At 74.0% G+C, this 21,561-nt stretch carries 15 protein-coding genes; 7 read left to right on the plus strand and 8 right to left on the minus strand.

The window, feature by feature from the left end; translation table 11 throughout:
* Positions 1–226: 226 nt before the first annotated feature.
* Positions 227–1,459: a cytochrome P450 family protein gene (locus tag ACZ58X_RS23040; RefSeq protein WP_470335482.1), complete on the minus strand. Its 1,233-nt coding sequence runs from the start codon at positions 1,457–1,459 to the stop codon at positions 227–229.
* A gap of 289 nt (positions 1,460–1,748) precedes the next feature.
* Between ACZ58X_RS23040 and ACZ58X_RS23045 the strand changes: the two genes are divergently transcribed.
* Both ACZ58X_RS23045 and ACZ58X_RS23050 read left to right on the plus strand, forming a co-directional pair.
* Entirely contained in the window at positions 1,749–2,675 is a 927-nt protein-coding gene (locus ACZ58X_RS23045) for an alpha/beta hydrolase (RefSeq protein WP_470335483.1), read from the plus strand.
* A gap of 77 nt (positions 2,676–2,752) precedes the next feature.
* On the plus strand, positions 2,753–4,108 hold the full coding sequence (locus ACZ58X_RS23050) for an epoxide hydrolase family protein (protein ID WP_470335484.1): 1,356 nt from the start codon (positions 2,753–2,755) through the stop codon (positions 4,106–4,108).
* A gap of 88 nt (positions 4,109–4,196) precedes the next feature.
* Here ACZ58X_RS23050 and ACZ58X_RS23055 read toward each other — a convergent pair whose 3' ends face one another.
* On the minus strand, positions 4,197–5,036 hold the full coding sequence (locus ACZ58X_RS23055) for an alpha/beta fold hydrolase (RefSeq protein WP_470335485.1): 840 nt from the start codon (positions 5,034–5,036) through the stop codon (positions 4,197–4,199).
* Between the two features lie 212 nt (positions 5,037–5,248).
* On the opposite strand from ACZ58X_RS23055, the gene ACZ58X_RS23060 reads away from it, so the two are divergent.
* On the plus strand, positions 5,249–6,904 hold the full coding sequence (locus ACZ58X_RS23060; protein ID WP_470335486.1) for a tannase/feruloyl esterase family alpha/beta hydrolase: 1,656 nt from the start codon (positions 5,249–5,251) through the stop codon (positions 6,902–6,904).
* A gap of 72 nt (positions 6,905–6,976) precedes the next feature.
* Here the strand turns inward: ACZ58X_RS23060 and ACZ58X_RS23065 are convergent, their stop codons facing one another.
* The 5 genes from ACZ58X_RS23065 to ACZ58X_RS23085 form a co-directional block, all read right to left on the minus strand.
* Positions 6,977–9,865 carry a helix-turn-helix transcriptional regulator gene (locus ACZ58X_RS23065; protein ID WP_470335487.1) on the minus strand — a complete coding sequence of 963 codons (2,889 nt, stop codon included), beginning with the start codon at positions 9,863–9,865 and terminating at the stop codon, positions 6,977–6,979.
* Between the two features lie 55 nt (positions 9,866–9,920).
* Positions 9,921–10,349: an SRPBCC family protein gene (locus tag ACZ58X_RS23070; protein WP_470335488.1), complete on the minus strand. Its 429-nt coding sequence runs from the start codon at positions 10,347–10,349 to the stop codon at positions 9,921–9,923.
* A 318-nt stretch (positions 10,350–10,667) separates the two neighbouring features.
* Positions 10,668–11,276, minus strand: coding sequence for a hypothetical protein (locus tag ACZ58X_RS23075; protein ID WP_470335489.1), 609 nt, complete (start codon positions 11,274–11,276; stop codon positions 10,668–10,670).
* 195 nt (positions 11,277–11,471) lie between these two features.
* Positions 11,472–14,114, minus strand: coding sequence for an RICIN domain-containing protein (locus tag ACZ58X_RS23080; protein WP_470335490.1), 2,643 nt, complete (start codon positions 14,112–14,114; stop codon positions 11,472–11,474).
* A gap of 129 nt (positions 14,115–14,243) precedes the next feature.
* Complete coding sequence (locus tag ACZ58X_RS23085; protein ID WP_470335491.1) at positions 14,244–15,524, minus strand: ROK family transcriptional regulator; 1,281 nt, start codon at positions 15,522–15,524, stop codon at positions 14,244–14,246.
* A gap of 160 nt (positions 15,525–15,684) precedes the next feature.
* Between ACZ58X_RS23085 and ACZ58X_RS23090 the strand changes: the two genes are divergently transcribed.
* The 4 genes from ACZ58X_RS23090 to ACZ58X_RS23105 are packed head-to-tail and all read left to right on the plus strand — an operon-like array spanning position 15,685 to position 20,882.
* The gene (locus ACZ58X_RS23090; protein WP_470335492.1) at positions 15,685–16,995 is read left to right on the plus strand and encodes an ABC transporter substrate-binding protein; all 1,311 of its coding nucleotides are present in this window, start codon (positions 15,685–15,687) and stop codon (positions 16,993–16,995) included.
* A 37-nt stretch (positions 16,996–17,032) separates the two neighbouring features.
* The gene (locus tag ACZ58X_RS23095) at positions 17,033–17,977 is read left to right on the plus strand and encodes a carbohydrate ABC transporter permease (protein WP_470335493.1); all 945 of its coding nucleotides are present in this window, start codon (positions 17,033–17,035) and stop codon (positions 17,975–17,977) included.
* Entirely contained in the window at positions 17,974–18,876 is a 903-nt protein-coding gene (locus tag ACZ58X_RS23100) for a carbohydrate ABC transporter permease (protein ID WP_470335494.1), read from the plus strand. Before ACZ58X_RS23095 ends, ACZ58X_RS23100 begins: the two co-directional genes overlap by 4 nt.
* Before the next feature lie 11 nt (positions 18,877–18,887).
* Positions 18,888–20,882 carry a hypothetical protein gene (locus tag ACZ58X_RS23105; RefSeq protein ID WP_470335495.1) on the plus strand — a complete coding sequence of 665 codons (1,995 nt, stop codon included), beginning with the start codon at positions 18,888–18,890 and terminating at the stop codon, positions 20,880–20,882.
* 28 nt (positions 20,883–20,910) lie between these two features.
* On the opposite strand, the gene ACZ58X_RS23110 is transcribed toward ACZ58X_RS23105, so the two are convergent.
* The coding region (locus ACZ58X_RS23110) for an N-acetylglucosamine-6-phosphate deacetylase (protein WP_470335496.1) at positions 20,911–21,561 on the minus strand (651 nt) is incomplete at its 5' end.

Genomic DNA, 21,561 nt, shown 5'->3' on the forward strand with positions numbered 1-21,561 from the left:
GAGGCGGACCACTTCGGCGGTGCTCCTGAGCACCCGCCGGTGGCCGTCGCCACCGGTGCTCACTCGGAGATCTCGTCGTCACCTGCCACGTCTGCCGCTCCTCGATTCTCCGACGACACGCTGACGGCACGCTGGCTGCACGTCACGGCGACGCCAGCAGGGCGGGCCCCGTTCCCGTCACCTGGCTGACAGGTGACGGGAACGGTTCGTTCGAAGCCCGGTGCGGTCAGCTGAGCCGGTAGTGGACGGGGAGGGCGAGGACACCCCGGATGACTCCGGAGTCGATCCAGTCGAGCGAGTCCACCGGGACGGCGAGTTCCAGCTCCGGGAGGCGGGCGAGCAGGACGCGCAGGGCGATGGTGGCCTCCAGCCGGGCGAGCGGGGCGCCGAGGCAGTGGTGGATGCCGTGGCCGAAGGCGAGGTGGCGGGAGTCGGGTCGGCTCACGTCGAGGGCGGGCGGGTCGGCGGGGCAGGTCTGTGGGGCGTCATGGCCGGCGGAGCCGAGGGCGACCACGACCACGCCGCCGCGGGGGATGGTCACTCCGCCCAACTCCAGGTCGCGTGCCGCGTAGCGGTTGGTGGAGCGCTCGACGGAGGTGTCGTGGCGCAGGAACTCCTCGACCGCACCGGGCAGCAGCTCCGGCCGTTCGCGCAACCGCCTGAGCTGATCCGGGTGTTGCAGTAGGGCCAGTTGGGCGTTGCCGAGCAGGTTGACGGTGCTCTCGTGGCCCGCGACGACCAGCATCAGCGCGGTGCCGACCAGTTCCTCCTCAGTGAGCCGACCCGCCTCGTGGTCGCGGACGGCGACCAGTGCGGACAACAGGTCGTCCTGCGGGTGGCGGCGCTTGGCGGCGATCAGGTCGGCCAGCAGGCGGTGCAGCGCGGCCAACGCGGGGCGGTGTTCGGGGGAGGCGGGCCGCAGTGCCTGCGCCGACCAGTGGCGGAAGTCGCGGTGGTGCGCGGCCGGGACCCCGAGGAGTTCGGCGATGACGGTGGCGGGCAGCGGGGCGTTGTAGGCCTCGACGAGATCGGTGGTGCCCGAGGGGGGCAGCGCGTCGATCAGCCGGTGGGCGATCTGTTCGATCCGTGGGGCGAGTTCGGCGGTGCGGCGCGGGGTGAAGGCGGCCGCGGCGAGGCGGCGCAGCCGGGTGTGCTCGGGCGGGTCGGCCTCCATCATCTGGGCGCCGAGGCCGACGGAGGGCCGGTGCAGGACGAAGCCGGCCGCGTCGAGGGCGTCGGCGGCGGGGGTGGCGTCCTTGAGCAGGGCGGGGTGGGTCAGTGCCGTCCGGGCGAGGTCGTGGCCGACCACCACCCAGCCCTCCAGGCCGGGTTGGAACGCGGCCCGGTGGATCGGGCCGAGTGCCCGCAGCCGGCCGTACCGCGCGGGGGCGTCCGCCTTGAAGGCGGCGTCGAGGACCACCGTGGCGGGCCGGTGGGCGGGTTCGTCGTTCGCATCCATGGGAGCGACTCCTGTCGGGGAAGGGGGGTCGGCGACAGCGGGTCCGGGCCGACGTCCGTGGCCTGCGGATCTCCATCGTTCGGGCGGCCGCGCAGCCCCGCATCGGTCATCTGACGCCCGGGCCGGTCGGCGGCGGGTCGTTCCATGACTGCACGTCGGTTCCGGAGTCATCTGACCGAAGCCCCGGCGCGTGCCGGTGGGCGACGGTGGTACCAGCACGAACCACCAGCGAGTACCGACGGGCAATCGGTGCGCACCCGACGTGCCGATCGACAGGAAGAGGCCCCGGATGGCCAGGTCAGAGATCCGTTTCGACAGCGCCGGCATCGAGATCGCCGCGCACCTGTACCTCCCCGACACCCCGGCCCCGGGCCCGCGCCCGGCCCTGGTGGTCGGCCACCCGGGGACGGGGGTGAAGGAGCAGACGTCCGGCACCTACGCGCAGCTGCTGGCCGGGCGCGGCTTCGTCACCCTCGCCTTCGACGCGGCCCACCAGGGCGAGTCCGGCGGTCTGCCGCGCGGGCTGGAGGACCCGGCCCAGCGGGTGGAGGACTTCAAGGCCGCAGTGTCCCACCTGGTCACCCGGGCGGAGGCCGACGCCGAGCGGATCGGCCTGCTCGGCATCTGCGCGTCCGGCGGGTACGCGCTGGCCGCCACCGGCGGCGACAGCCGGGTCCGGGCGGTGGCCGCGGTGTGCACGGCCGACCCGTCCCGCCAGTTCCGGCTCGGCGCCGACGGCGGCCAGGACCCGGCCGTCTTCCGGGCCCTGCTGGCCGCAGCCGCCCGGGCCCGTACCGCCGCCGCCCGGGGCGAGGACCCCGGCGCGCTGACGGTGTTCCCGGAGACGGTCGAGCAGGCGCGCCAGCTCGGCGGCGAGCACGGCGCCGAGGGCTTCGCGTACTACTGCACCTCGCGCGGCGCGCACGAGCGGTCCGCGAAGTCCCTGGCCTGGGAGAGCGTCGACCGGCTGGCCGGCTACGACCCCTTCTTCGCCGTCCCGCTGATCGGCCCGCGCCCGATGCTGCAGATCATCGGCGAGCGCGCCGTCACCGCCTGGATGGCCGTCGAGGCCCACCAGCGTGCCACCGGCCCTGCCGAGTTGCACCGGATCGCGGGCGCGAGCCACGTCGACCTCTACGACCAGGAGGAGTACATCGACCGGGCCCTCGACAAGCTGGCCGACTTCTTCACCGCCCAGCTGGGCCCCGCGCGCTGAACGTCCGTTCCGGTGCCCGTTGCTGTGCACCGGCGCCGGAACACCCCACCTCCCACCCCGAACCCGAGGAGTCCTCGATGGCAGCATCCGGAAACACCGACCGCCCCTCCACCGGCCGACGCCGCTTCCTCGGCCTCGCCGCGGCCGGTGTCGTCGCCGGCCAGGTCGGCGTGTCCGCCCGGGCCCAGGCACAGGCCCCGGTCCAGGCCCCGCCCCCGGCTCCGGCCCAGGCACCCGCCCCGGCTCCGCGGCCCGCGCCGGGCATCCGCCCCTACCGGATCAAGGTCCCGCAGAGCGAGCTCAACGAACTCCGCCGCCGAGTCCGGGCGACCCGGTGGCCCGACCGCGAGACCGTCGACGACCGCAGCCAGGGCGCCCAGCTGGCCAAGCTGCGCCCGCTGGTGGAGCACTGGGGCACCCGGTACGACTGGCGGACGGTGGAACGGCGCCTCAACGAGCTGCCGCAGTTCGTCACCGAACTCGGCGGACTGGACATCCAGTTCGCCCACATCCGCTCCCCGCATGCCGGCGCGATGCCGATGCTGATGACCCACGGCTGGCCCGGCTCGATCGTCGAACTGCTCAAGGTCATCGGCCCGCTGACCGACCCCACCGCACACGGCGGTCGCGCCGAGGACGCCTTCCACCTGGTGCTGCCGACCCTGCCCGGCTACGGCTTCTCCGGCAACCCCGCCGGGACCGGCTGGAACTTCGCCCGGATCGCGCGCACCTTCCACGAACTGATGCTGCGCCTCGGCTACCCGGAGTACGTCTCGCAGGGCGGTGACCACGGCGCGATCCTCTCCGAGGTGCTCGCCGTCCAGCAGCCGAAGGGCCTGCTCGGCATCCACGTCAACATGCCGGGGACCGTGCCGGAGGACCTGCTGCGCCGGCTGCGCAACTTCGACCCGGCCCCGGCGAACCTGTCCGCCGCGGAGGTACGGGCGTACGACAGGCTGCTGCACTTCTACCGCGACGGCTTCGGCTACGCGGCGATGATGAATCGGAGCCCGCAGACGATCGGTTACTCCCTCACCGACTCCCCGGTCGGCATGGCGGCCTACTACTACGACAAGTTCGCGGAGTGGACGGACTCCGACGGTGAGCCCGAGAAGGTCCTCACCTACGACGAGATGCTGGACGCGATCTCGCTGTACTGGCTGACCGGCACCGGCGCCTCCTCGTCCCGGCTGTACTGGGAGGGCACCCGGGCCGGCGGCGGGCCGTTCAACGCGGTGCCGATCCCGAAGCTGCCGGTCGCGGTGACGGTCTTCCCCGCCGAGATCTACCCGGCGCCGCGCAGTTGGGGCGAGCGGACCTTCGGCAACATCATCCACTGGAACGAGGTCGACCGGGGCGGCCACTTCGCCGCCTGGGAGCAGCCGCAGCTGCTGGCCGAGGAACTCCGCACCGCCTTCCGCACGCTGCGCTGACCCGGGTGCTCGAGGGGCGGCGTTCCGAGGAGGCCGACCCGGGAGGGAGGCGCGGGGGCGCCGCCCTCCCGGAGCTCAGGGCCGCCGGTCAGCGGGTGGCGCGGGCCGCCTGCTCGATCACGCCCGCCACCACGCCGGGGTGGGACACCGCGACGGAGTGCGATGCCGCCACCTCGGTGGTGTGGGCGTGGGCGCGCCGGGCCATGAACCGCTGGGCCTCGGCCGGGATGTTGCGGTCCTCGGTGGTGATGACGTCCCAGCTGGGGACGGTCTGCCAGGCGGCACCGGTGGCCTGCTCGGTCAGCGCGGCCTGGGCGATCGGCCGCTGGGCGGCGGCTGCCAGCGCGGCCCGGTCGGCGGGGACGTCGGCGGCGAACTGGGCCCGGAACCGGTCCTGTCGGATGTACAGGTCGGTGCCGGTGCTGCCGTCGGCGTTGGTGACCGGCACCGGGTCCAGCGTGCCGGACAGGGTCGAGCCCGGGAACGCGGTGGTCAGCCCGAGCGCGGACTCGCCGGGCGCGGGCAGGAACGCGGCGACGTAGACGAGCGCCTTGACCTGCGGCCGCTCGACGGCGGCCGCGCTGATCACCGAGCCGCCGTAGGAGTGGCCGACCAGCACGACGGGGCCCTTGACGTGGTCGATCACGCTGCGCAGCGCGCCCGCGTCGGAGGCCGGGCCGCGCAGCGGGTCGGCGGCGGCCACCACCGGGTAGCCGTCGCGGCGCAGTTGCGCGACGACGCCGTCCCAGCTGGAGCCGTCGGCGAACGCGCCGTGCTCCAGGACGACGGTCGGTTTCGGGCCCCGGTCGGCGGCCGCTTCCTCGGTCGCGGCGCTCGCGGTGCCGGCGACGGCGAAGGCGATCGCGCCGACCCCGGCGGCGGCACCGGTGACGAGGCGACGCAGGCGGCCGTGCTCAAGGCTGAACATGGAAGTGCTCCAAGGGGTTTCGAACGGTGAGTGGATCCAGCGGGCCTCACTGTGCTCCGTCCTCGGGGCCCGGCGCATCGGTCATGTGACTCCGTCCTTCCGGCTGTTCGGCTGCGCCCTGGGGCGCATCGACCGAGCGTCAGGTGACTGATGCGGCGTCACCGGCCGGGCGGCCAGAGTGAGGGGGCCAAGTCCGATACCGAGGAGAGATCATGAAAAGACGGTTCCTGGCCGTCGTCGCGGCAGCCGTCCCGCTGGTCACCGCCGTTGCCGTGTCCACTCCGGTGAGCGCGTCGCCGGAGCTCGCCGCCGTCAGCGCCACCGCCGCGGGTGCCACCGCCGGCCAGGCGGCGTTCAGCTGCGCCCCGGCCGGGATCCCGGCCCCGGCGGGCACCGCCGTGGAGTCCGTGACTGCGGTCGCGGTACCGGCGGGGACCTTCCAGGTGCCCGGGGAACCGCCGCTCGGCGGCTTTCCGGTGCCCGACGTCCCGGCGCACTGCGAGGTGACGGTCACTCTGACCCACCCCGGTGCCAACGACCACGCCAAGGTCGACGTCTGGCTGCCGCAGGCGGGTTGGAGCGGCCGTTTCCAGGCGGTGGGCGGCAGCGCCTACGCCGCCGGGGACAACGGCGCCGGTCTCGCCGCAGCCGTCAAGCAGGGCTACGCGGCCGCCACCACCGACGCCGGGGTCGGCGGGGCCCTGGACACCAGCTGGGCGCTGGACGCCGCCGGGCGGGTCGACACCGCGCTGCTGGACAATTTCGCTTCCCGCTCGGCGCACGAGATGGCGCTGGTCGGCAAGGAGGTGGTGGCCGCGGTCTACGGTCGGGCGGCGTCCTACTCCTACTGGAACGGCTGCTCCACCGGCGGCCGCCAGGGCTACCTGGAGGCCCAGCGCTACCCGACGGACTTCGACGGCATCAAGGCCGCCGCGCCGGGCGTCAACTGGAACCAGTTCGAGGTCGCCACCCTCTGGCCGCAGGTGGTGATGAACGAGACCCGTACCTACCCGACCGGGTGCGAGTTCGACGCCTTCAACCGGGCCGCCCTCAAGGCCTGCGACCCGCTCGACGGCGTCGTCGACGGCCTGATCAGTGACCCGCAGCGGTGCGCCTTCGACCCGCGCGGCCTGGTCGGCACCCGGGTCGAGTGCGACGGCAAGCAGATCACCGTCACCGCGGCGGACGCCGAGGTGGTCCGGCGGATCTGGGACGGCCCGCGCGACGTCAACGGCAAGCGGCTCTGGTACGGCCTGCCGATCGGCGCCGACTTCCGCTACCTGGCGGCCAGCAAGACGGACGCGAACGGCGTCACCACCGGGGTGCCGTTCGTCGTCCCGGCCGCGTGGGTCGCCACCTTCGTGCAGAAGCAGCCCGGGTTCGACACCGCGCACCTCACCCGCGCGCAGTTCGACCGGATCTTCCGGGCGGCCCGCGCCGAGTACGACCAGGTCATCGGCACCCGCGACGCGGACCTCTCCGCGTTCCGAGATGCCGGCGGCAAGCTGCTCAGCTGGCACGGCGACGCCGACCAGCTGATCCCCACCGCCGGCACGGTCGACTACCGCCGGCGGGTGGAGGAGCGGATGGGCGGCGCGACGAAGGTCGACGACTTCTACCGGCTGTTCCTGGCCCCCGGCGTCGAGCACTGCGGTCTGGACGGCGGCAGGGTCGACGACCTGGCGGCGCTGACCGGCTGGGTCGAGCAGGGCACGGCGCCCTCGGTGCTGCACGCCACCCTGACCACCGGCACCGGCGGCACCGTCGCCCGCGACCTGTGCCGTTACCCGATGGTTTCCCGCTACACCGACCACGGGGACCCGGCCGCCGCGAGCAGCTTCCGCTGCGTCCGGCCGCCGCGTCACTGACCCTCCCCGAAGCGGCCGGAGGCCCGGGAGCTGTGGCTCCCGGGCCTTCGGCTGTGGGAGCGACCGGAGGCGTCAGCCCTGGCGGTCCGCGTCGGCCCGGCCCAGTGCGTCGCGCAGTGCGGCGCGGGCCGTGATGCCCAATTTGGGGAAGATCCGGTACAGGTGCGAGCCGACGGTGCGCGGCGACAGGTGCATCCGGTGACCGATCTCCTTGTTCGTCAGGCCGCAGGCGGCCAACTCGGCGATCCGGCGCTCCTGCGAGGTCAACGGGTCCGGGTTCGGGGCCGAGGGGTGCGGCGGGACGCCGGCGGCGCGCAGTTCGGCCCGGGCCCGTTCGGTCCAGTCGGCCGCGCCCAGCCGTTCGAACGCCCGGGCCGCCAGGGCCAGGTACGGCTGCGCGGCCGCCCGCCCCCGGACCCGGCGCAGCCGGGTGCCGTGCGCCAGCCGGATCCGGGCCAGCTCGAACGGGAAGCGGGCGGCGTCCGGGGCGGCTTCGGCCCGTGCGAACAGCTCGGCGGCCTCCTGCTCGTCCTTGGCGGTCATCGCCAGCGCGCCGTGGGTGATCAGGTCCAAGCGGGGGGAGAGGGCCGGCAGTCCGGCGTCGCGGGCGGCGAGCGCGTGCGCCCGGGCCTGCTCGGCGCGCCCGCTGTGGCAGGCGGCCTCGACCAGGTCCAGCAGGGTGCGTGAGGCCTGGTACGCGTAGGGCCGGAAGGTGCCCGGTGGAGTGATGCCGACGGCGTGGAGGTACGCGCCCTCGTAGTCGCCGGCGCCCAGGGCAGCGGTCGCGCCGGCCGCGTCGGCGGCCTGGGTGAGGAACCCCAGACCGCGCGGACGGGCCCAGGCGTCCACCTCGGCCCGGAGCTCCCGGGCCCGGGCGGCCTGCCCGCGCAGCGCCGCCAGCTGGGCCAGGTGGGCCCGGCTCTGGGCGGCGAACAGCTCGTGGCCGTGCTCGACCGCCAGGTCCAGACCGCGCCGTCCGGTGGCCTCGGCCTCGGTCCATTCGCCGGCCGTCAGCTGGTCGAGTGTGATCTGGTGCAGCATCGCCATACCGGTGGCCACCGCGCCGGTCTCCAGCTCGCGGTCCACGACGTGCTGCAGATGGGGGCGGTAGTGGCCGAGGAGGTCGAGGTGGTAGGCGGAGGTGGCCAGCCGGGTGACGTCCCAGGGGGCCAGCTCGGTGAGGCCCGCCGCGGCCCGCAGCACCGGCGCGGCCCGGCCGGCGCCGTGCCTGGTCACGTCGCTCCAGGTGTCGCTGTAGAGGTGCGGGCGTTCGGTGACCAGGTCGCCGAGGGAGGCGAGCAGCGCGCGGGTGCGTTCCCAGAGCGTGCGGTCCCCGCTGTACTGACTGATCGCCAGGAGCAGTGTCACCAGCAGGGGGAGGACCGGCCCGGGCTCGGCGGGCGTGCCGTCGGCGGCCGTTGAGCGGGTTTCGCCGGGCGCCCCGGTGGGCGCCCCGCGGTCCCGCAGCTCCTCGATCGCGGCCGAGACCCGGCGGTGGGTGGAGCGTACGTCCCCGTCCTGGTGGAGCGCCCGGTAGGCGGCCACCAGCACCGAGGCCGGTGACTCCGGCGTACCGGGCGGGAGGTCGGCCCGGAGCAGCCGCTGCGCCTGACCGAGTCGGGTGGTGTGACCGGCGACGAAGGCGGCCTCGGCCAGCCGCCTGGACCGGCCGGCCCGGTCCTCGCTGAGTTCGGCGGCCCGGGTCAGCCAGTTCACGGCCGCCAGCGCCACGCCGCGCCGGATGGCGGACTCGGCGGCGGCCTCCAGGAGGGCGGCGACGTCCTCGTCGGGGTCGACCGTCGCGGCCGCCAGGTGGGTCGCCCGGCGTTCGGGGTTCCCCCGGTGGACCTGGGCCAGCACCAGGTGGGCGGCGCGGCGCTGGTCGGCGGTGGCCAGTTGCACCACGGCGGAGCGCACCAGCGGGTGGCGGAAGACGAGATCGCCGGTGACCGGCTCGGTGTCCAGCAGCCCGGCGGCCACGGCCGGGTCGGCGTCGCGCATCCGGTACCGGCTGCCGGGGGCCGCCTCGGCGCTTCCCGGCGCGCCCGCACCGTCGAGCGCACCCGTCAGGAGTTCGGCCCGCACCCGCGGGTCGAGGGCTTCGATGCGGGGGCCGAAGAGCCGTTGCAGCCGCCGCGGCAGCGGCACGCCGTGCGGGCCCCCGAGGTCCTCTACCGGGCGGCCGTCCGGACGGTCCGCGACCTGGGCGGGCAGCTCCAGCAGCGCGAGCGGATTGCCCCGGGCCTGGTCCAGTACGGTCCGGCGGACCCGTCGGTCCAGCTCCGGGTGGCTCTGGTCGAGCAGACGCGCGGCGTCCTCGTCACCGAGGGCGGCGACCGGCAGTTCGGGCAGGGCGGCGGTGTCGAAACGGGACGTGACGTCGGTGCGGACCGCGACCAGCAGCTTCACCCGGCTGCCGGCCAGCCGCCGGGCGACGAAGCCGAGGACGTCGGCGCTGGAGTCGTCCAGCCACTGCCCGTCGTCGAGGACCAGCAGCAACGGCCGCCGGGCGGCGGAGACCGGGAGCAGGCCGAGGACGGCGATGCCGAGTGCCATGACCGAGGGCGGACCGCCCGGCGGCCGGCCGGGAGCCGGGCCGGACCCCGGCCCTGACCCTGACCCGGGCCCTGACCCGGACCCGGAGCCGAACACCCCGCCCAGCACCGAGCCGAGCACTGTCCGGGAGTCGTCGTCCAGCCGCGCGAGGTCGGCGAGCAGTGGATGGAGGAGCTGGTGCAGTCCGGCGTGGGGCAGTTCGGACTCCGCCTCGACGCCGGCGGCCCGGGCGACGACGTGGCCCGCCCGCTCGGCCAGCGTGGCGGCGTGGTCCAGCAACGCGCTCCTGCCGACCCCCGCCTCGCCGCGCAGGACCAGTGCCCCGCCCGTGGCGGACTCCACGAACGCCGCCAGCTCAGCCTGTTCCCGCGCGCGCCCCACCAGCTCCGTACCGGCGGACCCCACCCCCCTGCTCCTTCCCGTACGGCTCCCTGCGGCCGCGCCACGTGCGGGCGGTGGTTCAGACGGTGTGCAGCGGGCCCGCGAAGGACTTGCGGAGGGCGCCGGGGGCGGCGACGGGGAGCAGGGCGGCGAGCATCCGGCCCTTGAGGTGCTGGGGGTGGCGGGTGAGTTCGACGTCGACCCGGGTGCGGTCGCCTTCGGGGGTGAGCCGGAAGACCCAACCGCCGCCGGGGCCGAAGAGCTTGGAGTCCAGGGTGGTGACGGTGACGGTGTCGCCGTCGGGCTCCCACTCGTAGCGGGCGCGCTCCCAGGCGGCCGCGGTTCCCTCGGTGACCTCGGCCCAGGTGTCGCCGAGGGCGTGCACCTCGAAGTGTTCGGCGTCGATGGACGGCCAGGCCTCGGCGCGGGCGGGGCCGAAGTCGGTCAGGACCGCCAGGACGTCCTCGGCGCCGAGTGTGGAGACGAGCTGGAAGCGTACGACTGCCATGGTGGTGTCCTCATCGAAGTAACTGTTCTGACCGGTGACGAGAGAGTTCCATGAGTTTTCGTCACCTGTCAAGACGGTTACGCGGATCGGGTCGGGGAACGCGGAACGGGCGGACACCCCTCCGTGGGGTGTCCGCCCGTTCCGCGTGCGGGCGGCGGCCCGGCCTCCTCCGAACGGCCTGGCCGACGCCGTGGGCTCGCCTCTCGGCGCCGTCCTGGGGCACATCTGCTCCAGCTCCTGCACGGCGGCTCCGGTGTCCGGCTCACCGCCGTCGCCTGCTGCCCGGGCCGAGCCTTCGGTGAGCTGCCGTCGCGGGCCCTACGGCACGGCCGGGGGGAGCGTCGCGCCGGGGGAGTTCGGTGCCCAGGTGGGCGGAGCGGCGGCCTCCTGGGGGTCGGTCTCGCGCATCAGGACGCGCCAGCCGTCCGCGCCGCCGTTGCCGTCGAGGCGCAGGCGCAGCTGTTTGACCTGCCGGGTGCGTTCGAAGTACAGCACCACCGACTGGCGGACCGAGCCCTCGCCGTGGAACTCCGCGGTGACCGGCCCCTGGGCGCCGTCGCGGAACGCCCGGACCCAGTTCGCGGCCGTGCCGCGCGCCTCGGTGGTGGAGCCGTCGGAGCTGGCCATCGTCGCCAGCGAGCCCTCGGAGCCGTCGGCGAGGCGCCAGACGATCTGCTGGGTCAGGTGCAGGGTGCCCGTCGAGGGGTAGCCGACCACGCGCAGCGGCTCGTGGGCGGCGTAGTCGTTGACGTAGCGCAGGTCGTCGTCGGCCGACAGCCACCAGGCGGTGGTGGCGGAGGAGACGAGGGCGGCGGCCAGCGCGGCGGCCGTGATCGCCTTCCACCGGCCCGAGGAGCCCTCCCGGTGCTCCCGGTGCTCCCGGCGGTCCGGGCCCTCCGTGGCCCCGGTCGACCTTGGGTCATGCATTGCTGCTCCTTTGCCCACTGTTGAACAACAGTGCTGCGGGGAGCCTAGGGAGCGCGGCGGCCCGGCGGCGGTCGCGAAAGCGGGACGAACACGGCCAAAGGCCGATGATCTCCCGGAATGTTGATGGGATCGTGACGTCCGGTCGGAACCGCCCCCGGCGCTGGTCGGTGCCGGGGGCGGGCGTCTGCCGGTGGGTCAGTCCAGCGTCCACCGCTGCAACGGCGAGCCGCTGTCGGGTTGTTGGGTCAGCAGGTCGCCGTCGGCGGGCCCGGCCGTGGTCAGCAGGAGTCCGCTGCGGCGGTTGGCCAGGGTGTAGGCGCCGGAGGGGAGCCGGGTGGCGGTCCAGCGCTGGTTGTCGCCGCCGGTGCAGGTCCACTGGATCACCGGGGTGCCGGGTGCGGTGGCGCCGCCCCGGTCGTCCGCGCACAGCCGGGAGTGGAGGTTGGTGAGGGTGTACGAGCCGTCGGCCTGCCGGGCGAAGGTCCAACCCTGGTTCCCGCCCCCGTTGGTGGCCCAGGTGTCGAGCTGGGTGCCCGGGGTGGTGGACCAGTCGGGGACGTCCAGGGCCTTGCCGGCGGTGGACAGCACGTGGGTGCCGTCGAGGCCCGGTGCGGCGGTGGCGGGGGTGAGGGTGAGGGTCTGGGCGGTGACCGGGCGGGTGTCGGCGCTGCTGCCGGGGTTGTCCCAGCTGCGCTGGGGGGAGGTGGTCACGGCCTGGGCCCCGGTGGTGAGGCTGAGCGCGAGGTCGCTGTAGCGGTTGACCAGGCGGTAGCCGCCGGTGGGGGTGGACGGGCCGCTGCCCGTCGGGCTGGTCACCACGGTCTGGACGGACCACTGCTGACCGGTGGTCGGGTTGCCGCCGCGGGCCGAGAGGGTGGGGGCGGCGCCCCAGGCGCGTCCGGCGTTGCCGCGGGCGTCGACGCCGAGCAGCTTGCCGGACCCGGCGTTGGCGATGGTGTAGAAGCCGTCGCCGGTGGGGGTGAAGGTCCACTGCTGGGCGGCGGTGTCGGCGCCGGCGGAGGTGGTGAGGGCGCTCCCGCTCTGGGCCAGGGAACGGCCGTTGCCCGCGGCGAGCCGGTACGGCACCCCGGCGGTGACGGGGGCGGCCGGTGGGGTGCCGGCGGCGGTCGGGGCGATGGTGACCTCGGCGTACTCGCCGCTGCCGGTGGAGCAGCTGAACCAGCAGTAGGAGCGGAAGGTCCTGCCGAGCACGGTGGTGCCGGTCCGGCTGCCGGAGTCCACCAGCCAGCGGTACCAGGAGCTCTGCGGCCCGCCGACGGAGCCGATGTCGGTCCACTGCTGGGTGGCCAGGTCGTCGGTGACGTAGTAGTGCTGGGGCTGGTCGGATCCGGCCTCGTTCTCGGGGGTGCCGACGTACTTGCCGAGGTAGGCGCTCCAGGCGATGTTCAGCACCGACAGCTGTGAGGGGGCCGGCATGGTGCCGGCGGCGATCTGGGTGCGGATGCTGCCGGTCCGGTCGGGGGAGTAGCCGTCACCGGGGGCGAGGTAGCCGGTGCCGACCCCCTGGGCGGGGACGAGGTCGCTCTCGGCGCCGCCGACGCCCGGGGTGGACCAGGAGCCGTCGTGCCACTTGGTCCAGGAGGAGGCGGCCATCTTCCCGGAGATCGGCGCGCGGGCGACGTGCTCCTCGAAGCCGCCCCAGCCGCCGGTCTTGTCGACGGCCCGGGACATGTAGAACACGTAGAAGTAGCCGGAGCGGTAGTCGGTGAACAGGCGCGGGTCGCCGTCGCCGTAGGAGTAGGTGGAGTTGGGGAAGGTGGTGGTGTCGCCGCGGACCGTGCTGTACGGGGTGGTGATCGCGTGGTCGGTGATCGCCCAGGTGTGGCCCCGGTCCTTGGAGACGGTGGCGTCGATGGCGTCGTAGTGCAGGCCGTCGCCGAACGGCTGCGGGGTGAACTCGTTGTGGACCAGGCCGTACCACCAGCCGGTGTCGGGGTCGACCCAGACCCCGGTCAGGTCGCAGTAGTTGGGCTGGGCGTAGCCGGAGCCGGCGGGGGCGGCGGTGGCGCCGCGGCCGGTCGGGCTGTTGTCGCAGCGCCAGGTGGTGTCGCCGTTGCTGTCCTGGGGGTTGGTGGGGTTCACCGCGGTGCTGATCGGCGCGAGGGCGGCGGTGTCGAAGTTCGAGCCGCTGTAGAACTGCCAGCTGCGGCCGTCCTTGGCGCCGTACAGCGAGTGCGCGGACTGGTAGTAGAACTGCCCGTCGGTGTCGGTGTAGCCGAAGGCGGGGGTGTCGTCGGCGTTGCCGAAGGGGACGGGCTTCCCGGTCGAGAGGGTGTACGAGGCGGGCGGTGCCGCGCTGCCGCCCCAGACCTCGGTGGGGGAGGGCGTGCACGGGGCGAGGCCGACGCGGGCCCCGTCCGTGGCCGAACTTCCCTGGACCGCCAGGCACTTGGCCGACTTTGCGGCGTAGACGGTGCCGTCCGGGAGCCAGCCGAACCTCTGGTTGGGGCCGGAGGTGCAGCTGTAGAGCTGGAGCAGTGCGCCGGTGGCGTTGGAGGCGTCGGTGACGTCGAGGCACTTGCCGAACGCGGTGACGCTGCCGTCGGGGTTGCGGGTCCACTGCTGGCGGGCCGAGCCGTCGCAGCCGAGCAGCTGGACGGGGTTGCCGTCGGCGGTGCCGCCGCCGGCGTCGTCCAGGCACTTGCCGCCGATGGTGACCGTGCCGGTGGTGGCAGTGGCAGTGGCAGCGATGGCGGTGGCGGCGGGCGGGGCGGCGGAGGCGGGGGGTGCGGCGGCGAGCGGGAGGCAGGTCGCCGCCGCCAGGGCCAGGACCGGCACGAGCGAGGCCCGGGCCGGCCGGGACGTCGTCCGTCTCATCGGGGGATCCTTCCGGAGGCGTGCCGCCCGTGACGTGGGGGAGGCGGCACGACTGGCGATTAGTTCCGCCAGAATCCGAACTTATTGCGGGTCGTGTCAACCCCCGTGCAGCAGATCGGGGCATACGGTTCAGCGCCGCGCGGGCGTCATGGCGCTGGTCGGGTCCTGGTAGACGGCATCCAGGGCGAGCAGCGCCCCGCCCCGGGCCGTCCCGGTCAGCCCGGTGGTGGACAGCACGATCTCGCAGCCCCCGGCGTCCGGGGCCATCACCCGCTCGCGCACCTGGGCGGTCACGCTGTCCAGCAGGTACTCGCCGAAGAAGGCGAAGTGCCCGCCGAGGACGATCAGTCGGGGGTTGAGGACGTCGGCGAGCAGCGCCAGGCCCGGCGCGAGGTTGTCGGCGATCCGCTGCACCGCGGCCAGGGTGCGGGCGTCCCCGGCGCCCGCCCGCTCGCGCAGTACGGCCAGTCGGCGCTCCAGGTCCACCATCGGGTCCCAGACCAGGTCACCGGGGTCGGCGGCGTAGCGCAGCAGGGCGCCGCGGCCGACGGTGGTCTCCCAGCAGCCGCGTCTGCCGCAGGCGCACAGCTGGTCGGAGGGCACCAGCTGGAGGTGGCCGACCTCCCCCGCGTAGCCGCCCGCACCGCGCACCAGCTGCCCGCCGGCGATGATGCCCACCCCGACGCCGGTCTGGCCGGTGACGTAGACCAGGTCGCGGACGTTGTCGGCGGAGGCGGTCACGTACTCGGCCAGCGCGCCGAGCTTCGCGTCGTTCTCCAGGTGCATCTCGGGGGCGCCGGGGCCCAGGCGCTCGCGCAGGCCGGCGATGGCGGGTACGTCCCGCCAGCCGATGTTGGAGGCGAAGCCGACGGTGCCGGTGGCCATGTCGGTGGCGCCGGGCGTGGCCAGGGTGACCCCGGCGACCCGGCCGCCGTCGCGGCGCAGCGCCTCGATGCCGCGGGCGACCAGCTGGGCGGTGGTGTCCAGGGTGGCGTCGGGCCCGGCGGCCCGGACGTCGAAGGGGATCCGCTGCTCGGCGGTGACCTCGCCCTTGAGGTTGAGGGCGAGCAGGCTGACATAGTCGACGTTGATCTCGGCGCCGATGCCGTGCACGCCGCTGCCGTCGATCTCCACGGCCTGCCCGGGCCGGCCGACGGTGCCCCGGTCCCGCTCGGCCTCGCCCTCGCGGATCAGCCGGCCCTCCAGCAGTTCCGCGGTGAGGTTGGAGACGGTGGCCTTGGGGAGGCCGGTGTCCTCGGAGATGCGGGCGCGCGAGCGGGGGCCCTCGTCGCGCAGCAGTCGCAGCACCATGCCGAGGTTGGCCCGGCGGGACGACGAGCGGTCGCGGGCGACGGCCGGCCCGGCCATCGCCAGACTCCGTACGCCCGAGCCTTGAAGCGCTGCCTTCACGAACCGCTCCTCCTCCGGTACCACCGTCACGGCCGACGCGGGCGTCGACGCTGCCTCTTGACTTTATCAGGGTTGGTTCAAACAATAACCGAACGAATTGGCCGGTTCCCGCTTCGCCCCCTGGGACCGAGCCCCGCCCTCCCGGTTCGAGGAGACACACGTGAAGACAAGACCCGTTTCGACGGCCTCCGCGCTCGCGCTCGCGACGGCTGCCGTCCTCGTCGCCGCCGGCTGTTCCTCCAGTGGCGGCGGCGGTGCGGACGCCGCCTCGGGCCCGGTCAAGCTCGAATTCTGGGGCTGGGCCCCGGGGTACGAGGAGTCGGTGGCCCTGTTCAACAAGACCCATCCGGAGATCCAGGTCAGCTTCGGCAAGACCGCTTCCGGTTCCAAGGGCGGCTACACGAAGATGCTCACCGCGGCCAAGGCCGGCAACGCCCCCTGTCTGGCGCAGGTCGGCTACGAGACGCTGCCCAGCTTCGCCGCGGCCGGGGCCCTGACCGACGTCGGCACGTACACCGCCGACGCCAAGGGCAGGTTCGCCGACTGGACCTGGAAGCAGGTCACCGTCGACGGCCACACCTACGGCATCCCGGTGGACACCGCGCCGATGGCCCTGATGTACCGCAAGGACCTCTTCGCCAAGTACGGCATCGACAAGCCCCCGGCCACCTGGGAGGAGTACGCGGCCGACGCCGCCAAGGTGCACGCCGCCGACCCCACCGTGTACCTCGGCAACTTCGGCAACGATCCCTACACCTACGCCGGCCTCGCCTGGCAGGCGGGCGCCAAGTGGTTCGGCACCGGCAACGACCAGTGGCAGGTCAGCCTGAACAGTGACGCCAACCGCAAGGTCGCCTCCTACTGGCAGGACCTGCTGGACAAGAAGCTGCTCAAGACCGACCCGAGCAACGACGCCTCGCAGTTCGCCGACATGGCCAACGGCAAGATCCTCTCCGACGTCAACGCGGTCTGGGACGCACCGATCATCGCGAGCAGCGTCAAGGACGGCTCCGGCCAGTGGGCCGTCGCCCCGATGCCGGTGTGGGACACCGCCAACCCGGCGTACGGCAACGACGGCGGCTCGGCCACCGCCGTGCTCAAGGGCTGCGCCCACGCCAAGGAGGCCGCCGAGTTCGCCACCTGGATGAGCACCGACACCGACAGCGTCGGCAACCTGATCAAGGTCACCGGCATCTACCCGGCCGCGACGTCGGCGCTCGCCCACCCCGCGCTCTCCCAGCCCGACCCCTTCTACGGCGGGCAGGTCATCTACGACGTCTTCAAGGCCGAGACGGCCCACATCACCACCGACTGGCAGTGGGGCCCGACCATGACCCAGACCTCCACCGACCTCGGCGACGGGCTCGGCAAGGCGGGCAGCGGCGGTACCACCCTGCCGAACGTGCTCGCCGACCTGCAGAGCAGGACGGTGGCCGGCCTCAAGCAGCAGGGGCTCGCCGTCGCCGGCTGACCAGGCACCCGGCCCGACCAAGGAGGCACGACCCCCCATGACCACCGCCCTCGCCGGGCGGACAGCACCGCAGGACCGCGCCGCCCGCCCGGACCGCCCCACCCGCCACCGGGCCCGGACCCTCGCGCTGTTCCTCGCCCCGTTCCTGCTGCTGTTCACGGCGCTGTACCTGGCACCGATCGGCTACACCCTCTACCAGAGCCTGTTCCGCACCCACCGCTCCGGCCTCGGCCTCTCCGCCCCCACCCAGGCCTCCGCCGGCCTCGACAACTACACGACCGCCCTGGGCGACCCGGCCTTCCGCGGCTCACTGCTGCGGGTCCTGCTGATCGGCGCGGTCCAGGTCCCCGTGATGCTGGCCCTGGCCCTGGTGCTGGCCCTGCTGCTGGACGCCGGATCGACGATGTTCAAGCGGTTCTTCCGACTGGCCTTCTTCCTGCCCTACGCCCTGCCCGGCGTGGTCGGCGCGATCATGTGGTCCTACCTGGTCGCCCCGGGCCTGAGCCCGATCACCGCCGCCGCCCACCACCTGGGCCTGGACCTGAACCTGACCTCGGACGGCATGCTCGGCGCGACCATCGGCAACATGCTGACCTGGGGCTGGACCGGCTACAACATGCTGATCATCCACTCCGCCCTCCAGGCCATCCCGACCGAACTGGCCGAGGCCGCCCGGATGGACGGCTGCTCGGCCCTCGGCATCGCCTGGCGGATCAAGATCCCGATGATCCGCCCCGCCCTGCTCCTGACCACGGTCTTCTCCATCATCGGCACCGCCCAGCTCTACAACGAGCCCGCCATCCTGCACAACGTCGCCCCCAACCTGCCCAGCGGCTACACCCCCATCTACGCCGCCTACAACGCCGTGGACGCCAACGACTTCCACCTCGCCGCCACCGAATCCGTCGTACTCGCCGCCCTGGCGTTCGCCCTGTCCTTCGGCTTCCTCACACTCGTCCAGCGCCGCGGGGAGACCCTGTGAGCACCACCACCCCCACCCGCACCACCCCCACCCACACCACCCGCACCACCCGCACGGCCCGCCACCAGGCCTCCCGCTGGCTCACCCTCACCGTCCTGCTGATCGCCTCCGTCTACTTCCTCGCCCCGGTCTGGTGGCTGCTCGTCGCCTCGACCAAGACCAGCAACGGCCTGTTCACCGGCAACGGCTTCTGGTTCGGCGACCTCGCCCTCACCGACAACCTGCGGGACGTCTTCACCCGCCAGGACGGCATCTACCGGCAATGGCTCGCCAACAGCGCTCTCTACGCCATCGGCGGCGCCACCGGCTCCACCCTGATCTCCGCGATGGCCGGCTACGCCCTGGCCAAGTACCGCTTCCGCGGCCGGGAGCTGACCTTCAACGGAGTGCTCGCGGCCGTGCTCGTGCCGCAACCGCTGCTCGCCGTCCCGCTCTACCTGATGTTCTCCCAGCTCCACCTGGTCAACACCTACTGGGCGGTGCTGCTGCCCAGCACCGTCAGCCCGTTCGGCGTGTACCTGGCCAGGATCTACGCCGCCGCCTCCGTCCCCGACGAACTCATCGAGGCCGGACGGATCGACGGCGCCGGCGAGTTCAGGATCTTCACCACCATCGCCCTGCGCGTGATGTCCCCCGCACTGGTCACCATCTTCCTCTTCCAGTTCGTCGCCATCTGGACCAACTACCTGCTGCCCGTGCTGATGCTGGCCGACGACCACCTCCAACCGGTCACCGTCGGCATCGTCGGCTGGCAGGCCCAACGCGCCCTCGGCCCCGGCGCGCCACCGCTCAACATCGTCATCACCGCCGCCATGATCTCCACGATCCCGCTGGTCGTCCTGTTCCTGTCCCTGCAACGCTTCTGGCGCGCCGGCCTCACCGCCGGCAGCACCAAATGAGGAGGCCCGGCGTGCCCGCCCGGTACCACCTGCGGTTCCAGCTCCACCCCACCCCGGACGCCGCCGAGCGTGCCGCCGAACTCGCCTCCTTCTGCCGGGAGTCGGGCGTCGAGGAGGTCGTCCTGCTGCTCGCGGCCGAGGAACTGTACCCCGGCCACCCGGCGGGCGGGGTCGAGGACCGGCTGTACGACACCGCCGCGACGGCCGCGGCGGTCCTGCGCGGAGCCGGGCTCGACGTCAGCCTCAACCCCTGGGTCACCCTCGGCCACGCCGACCGCGGCCGGGCCGACCGGCTCGGCTTCGCCCCGATGGTCGGACCGGACGGCACCGTGGCCACCGCCCAGGCCTCCCCGGCCTGTCCGCGGTTCCGCGCCTGGATCACCGCCCACTACGCCCGCTTCGCCGAACTCGACTTCCGCGTCCTGTGGTTGGAGGACGACTTCCGTTACCACAACCACGCTCCGCTGCCCTGGGGCGGTGGCTTCGAACCGCTGATGCTGGAGCGCCTCGCCGAACTGGCCGGTGAGCCGGTCGACCGGGAGCGGGCGGTTGCCGCCGTGACCGCTCCCGGCCCGCCGCACCCGTGGCGCGCCCTGCTCCAACAGGTCTGGCGCACAGCCCAGTTGGAGGTCGCGGGCGAGGTGGCGGCGGCGGTCGCCAAGGCCTCCGGCGGGCGCTCCCGGCTCGGCCTGATGAGCTCCGAACCCGGGGTCCACTCGGTCGAGGGCCGCGACTGGCCGGCCCTGTTCGACGCGCTCGCCATCGACGGGCAGGCCTGGCACCGGCCGCACTTCGCCCGCTACGCGGACGCGCCGGGCCGCGAACTCAGCTTCTCGGTCTGGATGCTGGAGGTCCAGCGGGCCCTGCGGCCGCGCTACGTGCGCAGCGCGCCGGAGGTCGAGAACTGGCCGCACACCGCGTGGTCCAAGTCCGACACCCAGACCTGGTCGGAGCTGGTGGCCGCCCAACTCGCGGGCTCCGACGCGCTGTTCCTCAACCTCCACCCGATGCAGTCCGGCGCCGCCGGGCGCTTCCCACGGGTCGCCGAGCTGCTGCGCCGCTCCCGGCCCGCGCTGGACCTGCTCGCCGGGCCGGTGGCGCGCACCCGCGGCGTGACGCTGCCCGTCCGCCAGGACGCCGCCGCGCACGTCCGCACCCGCCGGGGCGGCGACCTCGCCGAACTGGCGGCCGACCCCGGCCCGGCCGCGGACCACCTGCTCCGCTACGGCGTCCCGGTCACCGCCGAGGACGGCCCGGTCCGGGTGCTGTTCGGGCAGCTCGCCTGGGCCTACCAGGACGCCGAGCTCCGGCGGATGCTCGCCGACGGCCTGCTGCTCGACGGCACCGCCGCCCACATCCTGCGGGCGCGCGGGTTCGGCGAGCTGCTCGGGGTGACCGTCGAGGAGGTCGTCGAGCGCGGGGACGCGGGCGAGCCCGGTCCGTACGCGCTGGAACGCGTGCTGACCGGGGAGGGCGCGGGCGCCTACCTGAGCGTCAACGTCCAGCCGGCCCTGGCCCGGCTCCGGCCGGCGGCGGGGGCCGAGACCTGGACCGAGATCCTCACCCCCGACCACCGGTTCTGGGGCGCCGGCCGGTGCGTCTTCACCAACGAGCTCGGCGGCCGGGTCGCGGTGACGGCCGCCACCGCCGTCGAGCTGCTGCCCCACGACGACGACGGGCAGCGCCTGCTGCACGCCGCCGTCCGCTACCTGGAGGGCGACACCCCGACCCTGCCGCTGGTCACCGGCGGGCCCCACCTGATCCCGCAGCTGACCCGCACCGAGCACGGCTGGCGGCTCGCCGTCGCCAACGGCAGCGCCGACCCGGCCCACCCCCGGGTGCACCTGCCCGGCGGGGCCGTCCACGCGGAGGGCGTCCTGCTCCGGCCGCTGGCCGAGCCCCAGCCCGTCGCGACGACCGCGGCCGCCTCGACCACGGCCGCCGCCGGCACCGTCGAGGTCGCCGAGCCCCTGCCGCACCGCGGCTGGCTGCTCCTCGACTGGTAGGAGCCGCGTCCGGTCCGGGCCCCTCGGCTCAGGCGGATCTGACGGTGGGGAAGCGGTCGCCGCCGACGGCCCAGCGGCCGCGGCGCATCACGGCGACCAGGTCGTAGCCGTCGGAGTCGAGCACGACCAGGTCGGCGAGCTTGCCGGTCTCCAGCGAGCCGATCGAGTCGGCGAGGCCGAGCAGGCGGGCCGGGGTGGTGCTGAGCGACTCGACCGCCTGCGGCAGGGTCAACCCGTGCACCAGCAGCGCCCGGCGGAGCACCCGGTCGAGGGTGAGCGTCGACCCGGCGATGGAGCTGCCGTCAGGGAGCATCGCGACGCCGTTCTCGACGCGGACCTGGAGGGGGCCGAGGGGGTAGAGGCCGTCGCCCATGCCGGCGGCGCCCATGGCGTCGGTGATCAGGGCGACCCGGTCGGCGCCGGCGGTGCGGTAGGCGAGGTCGAGGACGGAGGGGTGGAGGTGGACGCCGTCGTTGATCAGTTCGACGGTGACGCGTTCGTCCTCCAGGAGGGCGACGATGGGGCCGGGGGCGCGGTGGGCGATGGCGGGCATGGCGTTGAAGAGGTGGGTGGCGACGGTGGCTCCGGCCTCGATGGCTTCGAGGGTGGTGGCGTAGTCGGAGTCGGTGTGGCCGACGGCGGCGATGACGCCGAGGTCGGCGAGCATGCGGACGGAGTC

The organism is Kitasatospora sp. NPDC040550 (assembly GCF_055594965.1).

Bases quoted from the DNA above. Each gene is read 5' to 3' on its own strand.
- ACZ58X_RS23060 (WP_470335486.1), top strand. From the start codon at position 5,249: ATGAAAAGACGGTTCCTGGCCGTCGTCGCGGCAGCCGTCCCGCTGGTC.
- ACZ58X_RS23050 (WP_470335484.1), top strand. From the start codon at position 2,753: ATGGCAGCATCCGGAAACACCGACCGCCCCTCCACCGGCCGACGCCGC.
- ACZ58X_RS23040 (WP_470335482.1), bottom strand. From the start codon at position 1,459: ATGGATGCGAACGACGAACCCGCCCACCGGCCCGCCACGGTGGTCCTC.
- ACZ58X_RS23055 (WP_470335485.1), bottom strand. From the start codon at position 5,036: ATGTTCAGCCTTGAGCACGGCCGCCTGCGTCGCCTCGTCACCGGTGCC.
- ACZ58X_RS23095 (WP_470335493.1), top strand. From the start codon at position 17,033: ATGACCACCGCCCTCGCCGGGCGGACAGCACCGCAGGACCGCGCCGCC.
- ACZ58X_RS23075 (WP_470335489.1), bottom strand. From the start codon at position 11,276: ATGCATGACCCAAGGTCGACCGGGGCCACGGAGGGCCCGGACCGCCGG.
- ACZ58X_RS23080 (WP_470335490.1), bottom strand. From the start codon at position 14,114: ATGAGACGGACGACGTCCCGGCCGGCCCGGGCCTCGCTCGTGCCGGTC.
- ACZ58X_RS23045 (WP_470335483.1), top strand. From the start codon at position 1,749: ATGGCCAGGTCAGAGATCCGTTTCGACAGCGCCGGCATCGAGATCGCC.
- ACZ58X_RS23070 (WP_470335488.1), bottom strand. From the start codon at position 10,349: ATGGCAGTCGTACGCTTCCAGCTCGTCTCCACACTCGGCGCCGAGGAC.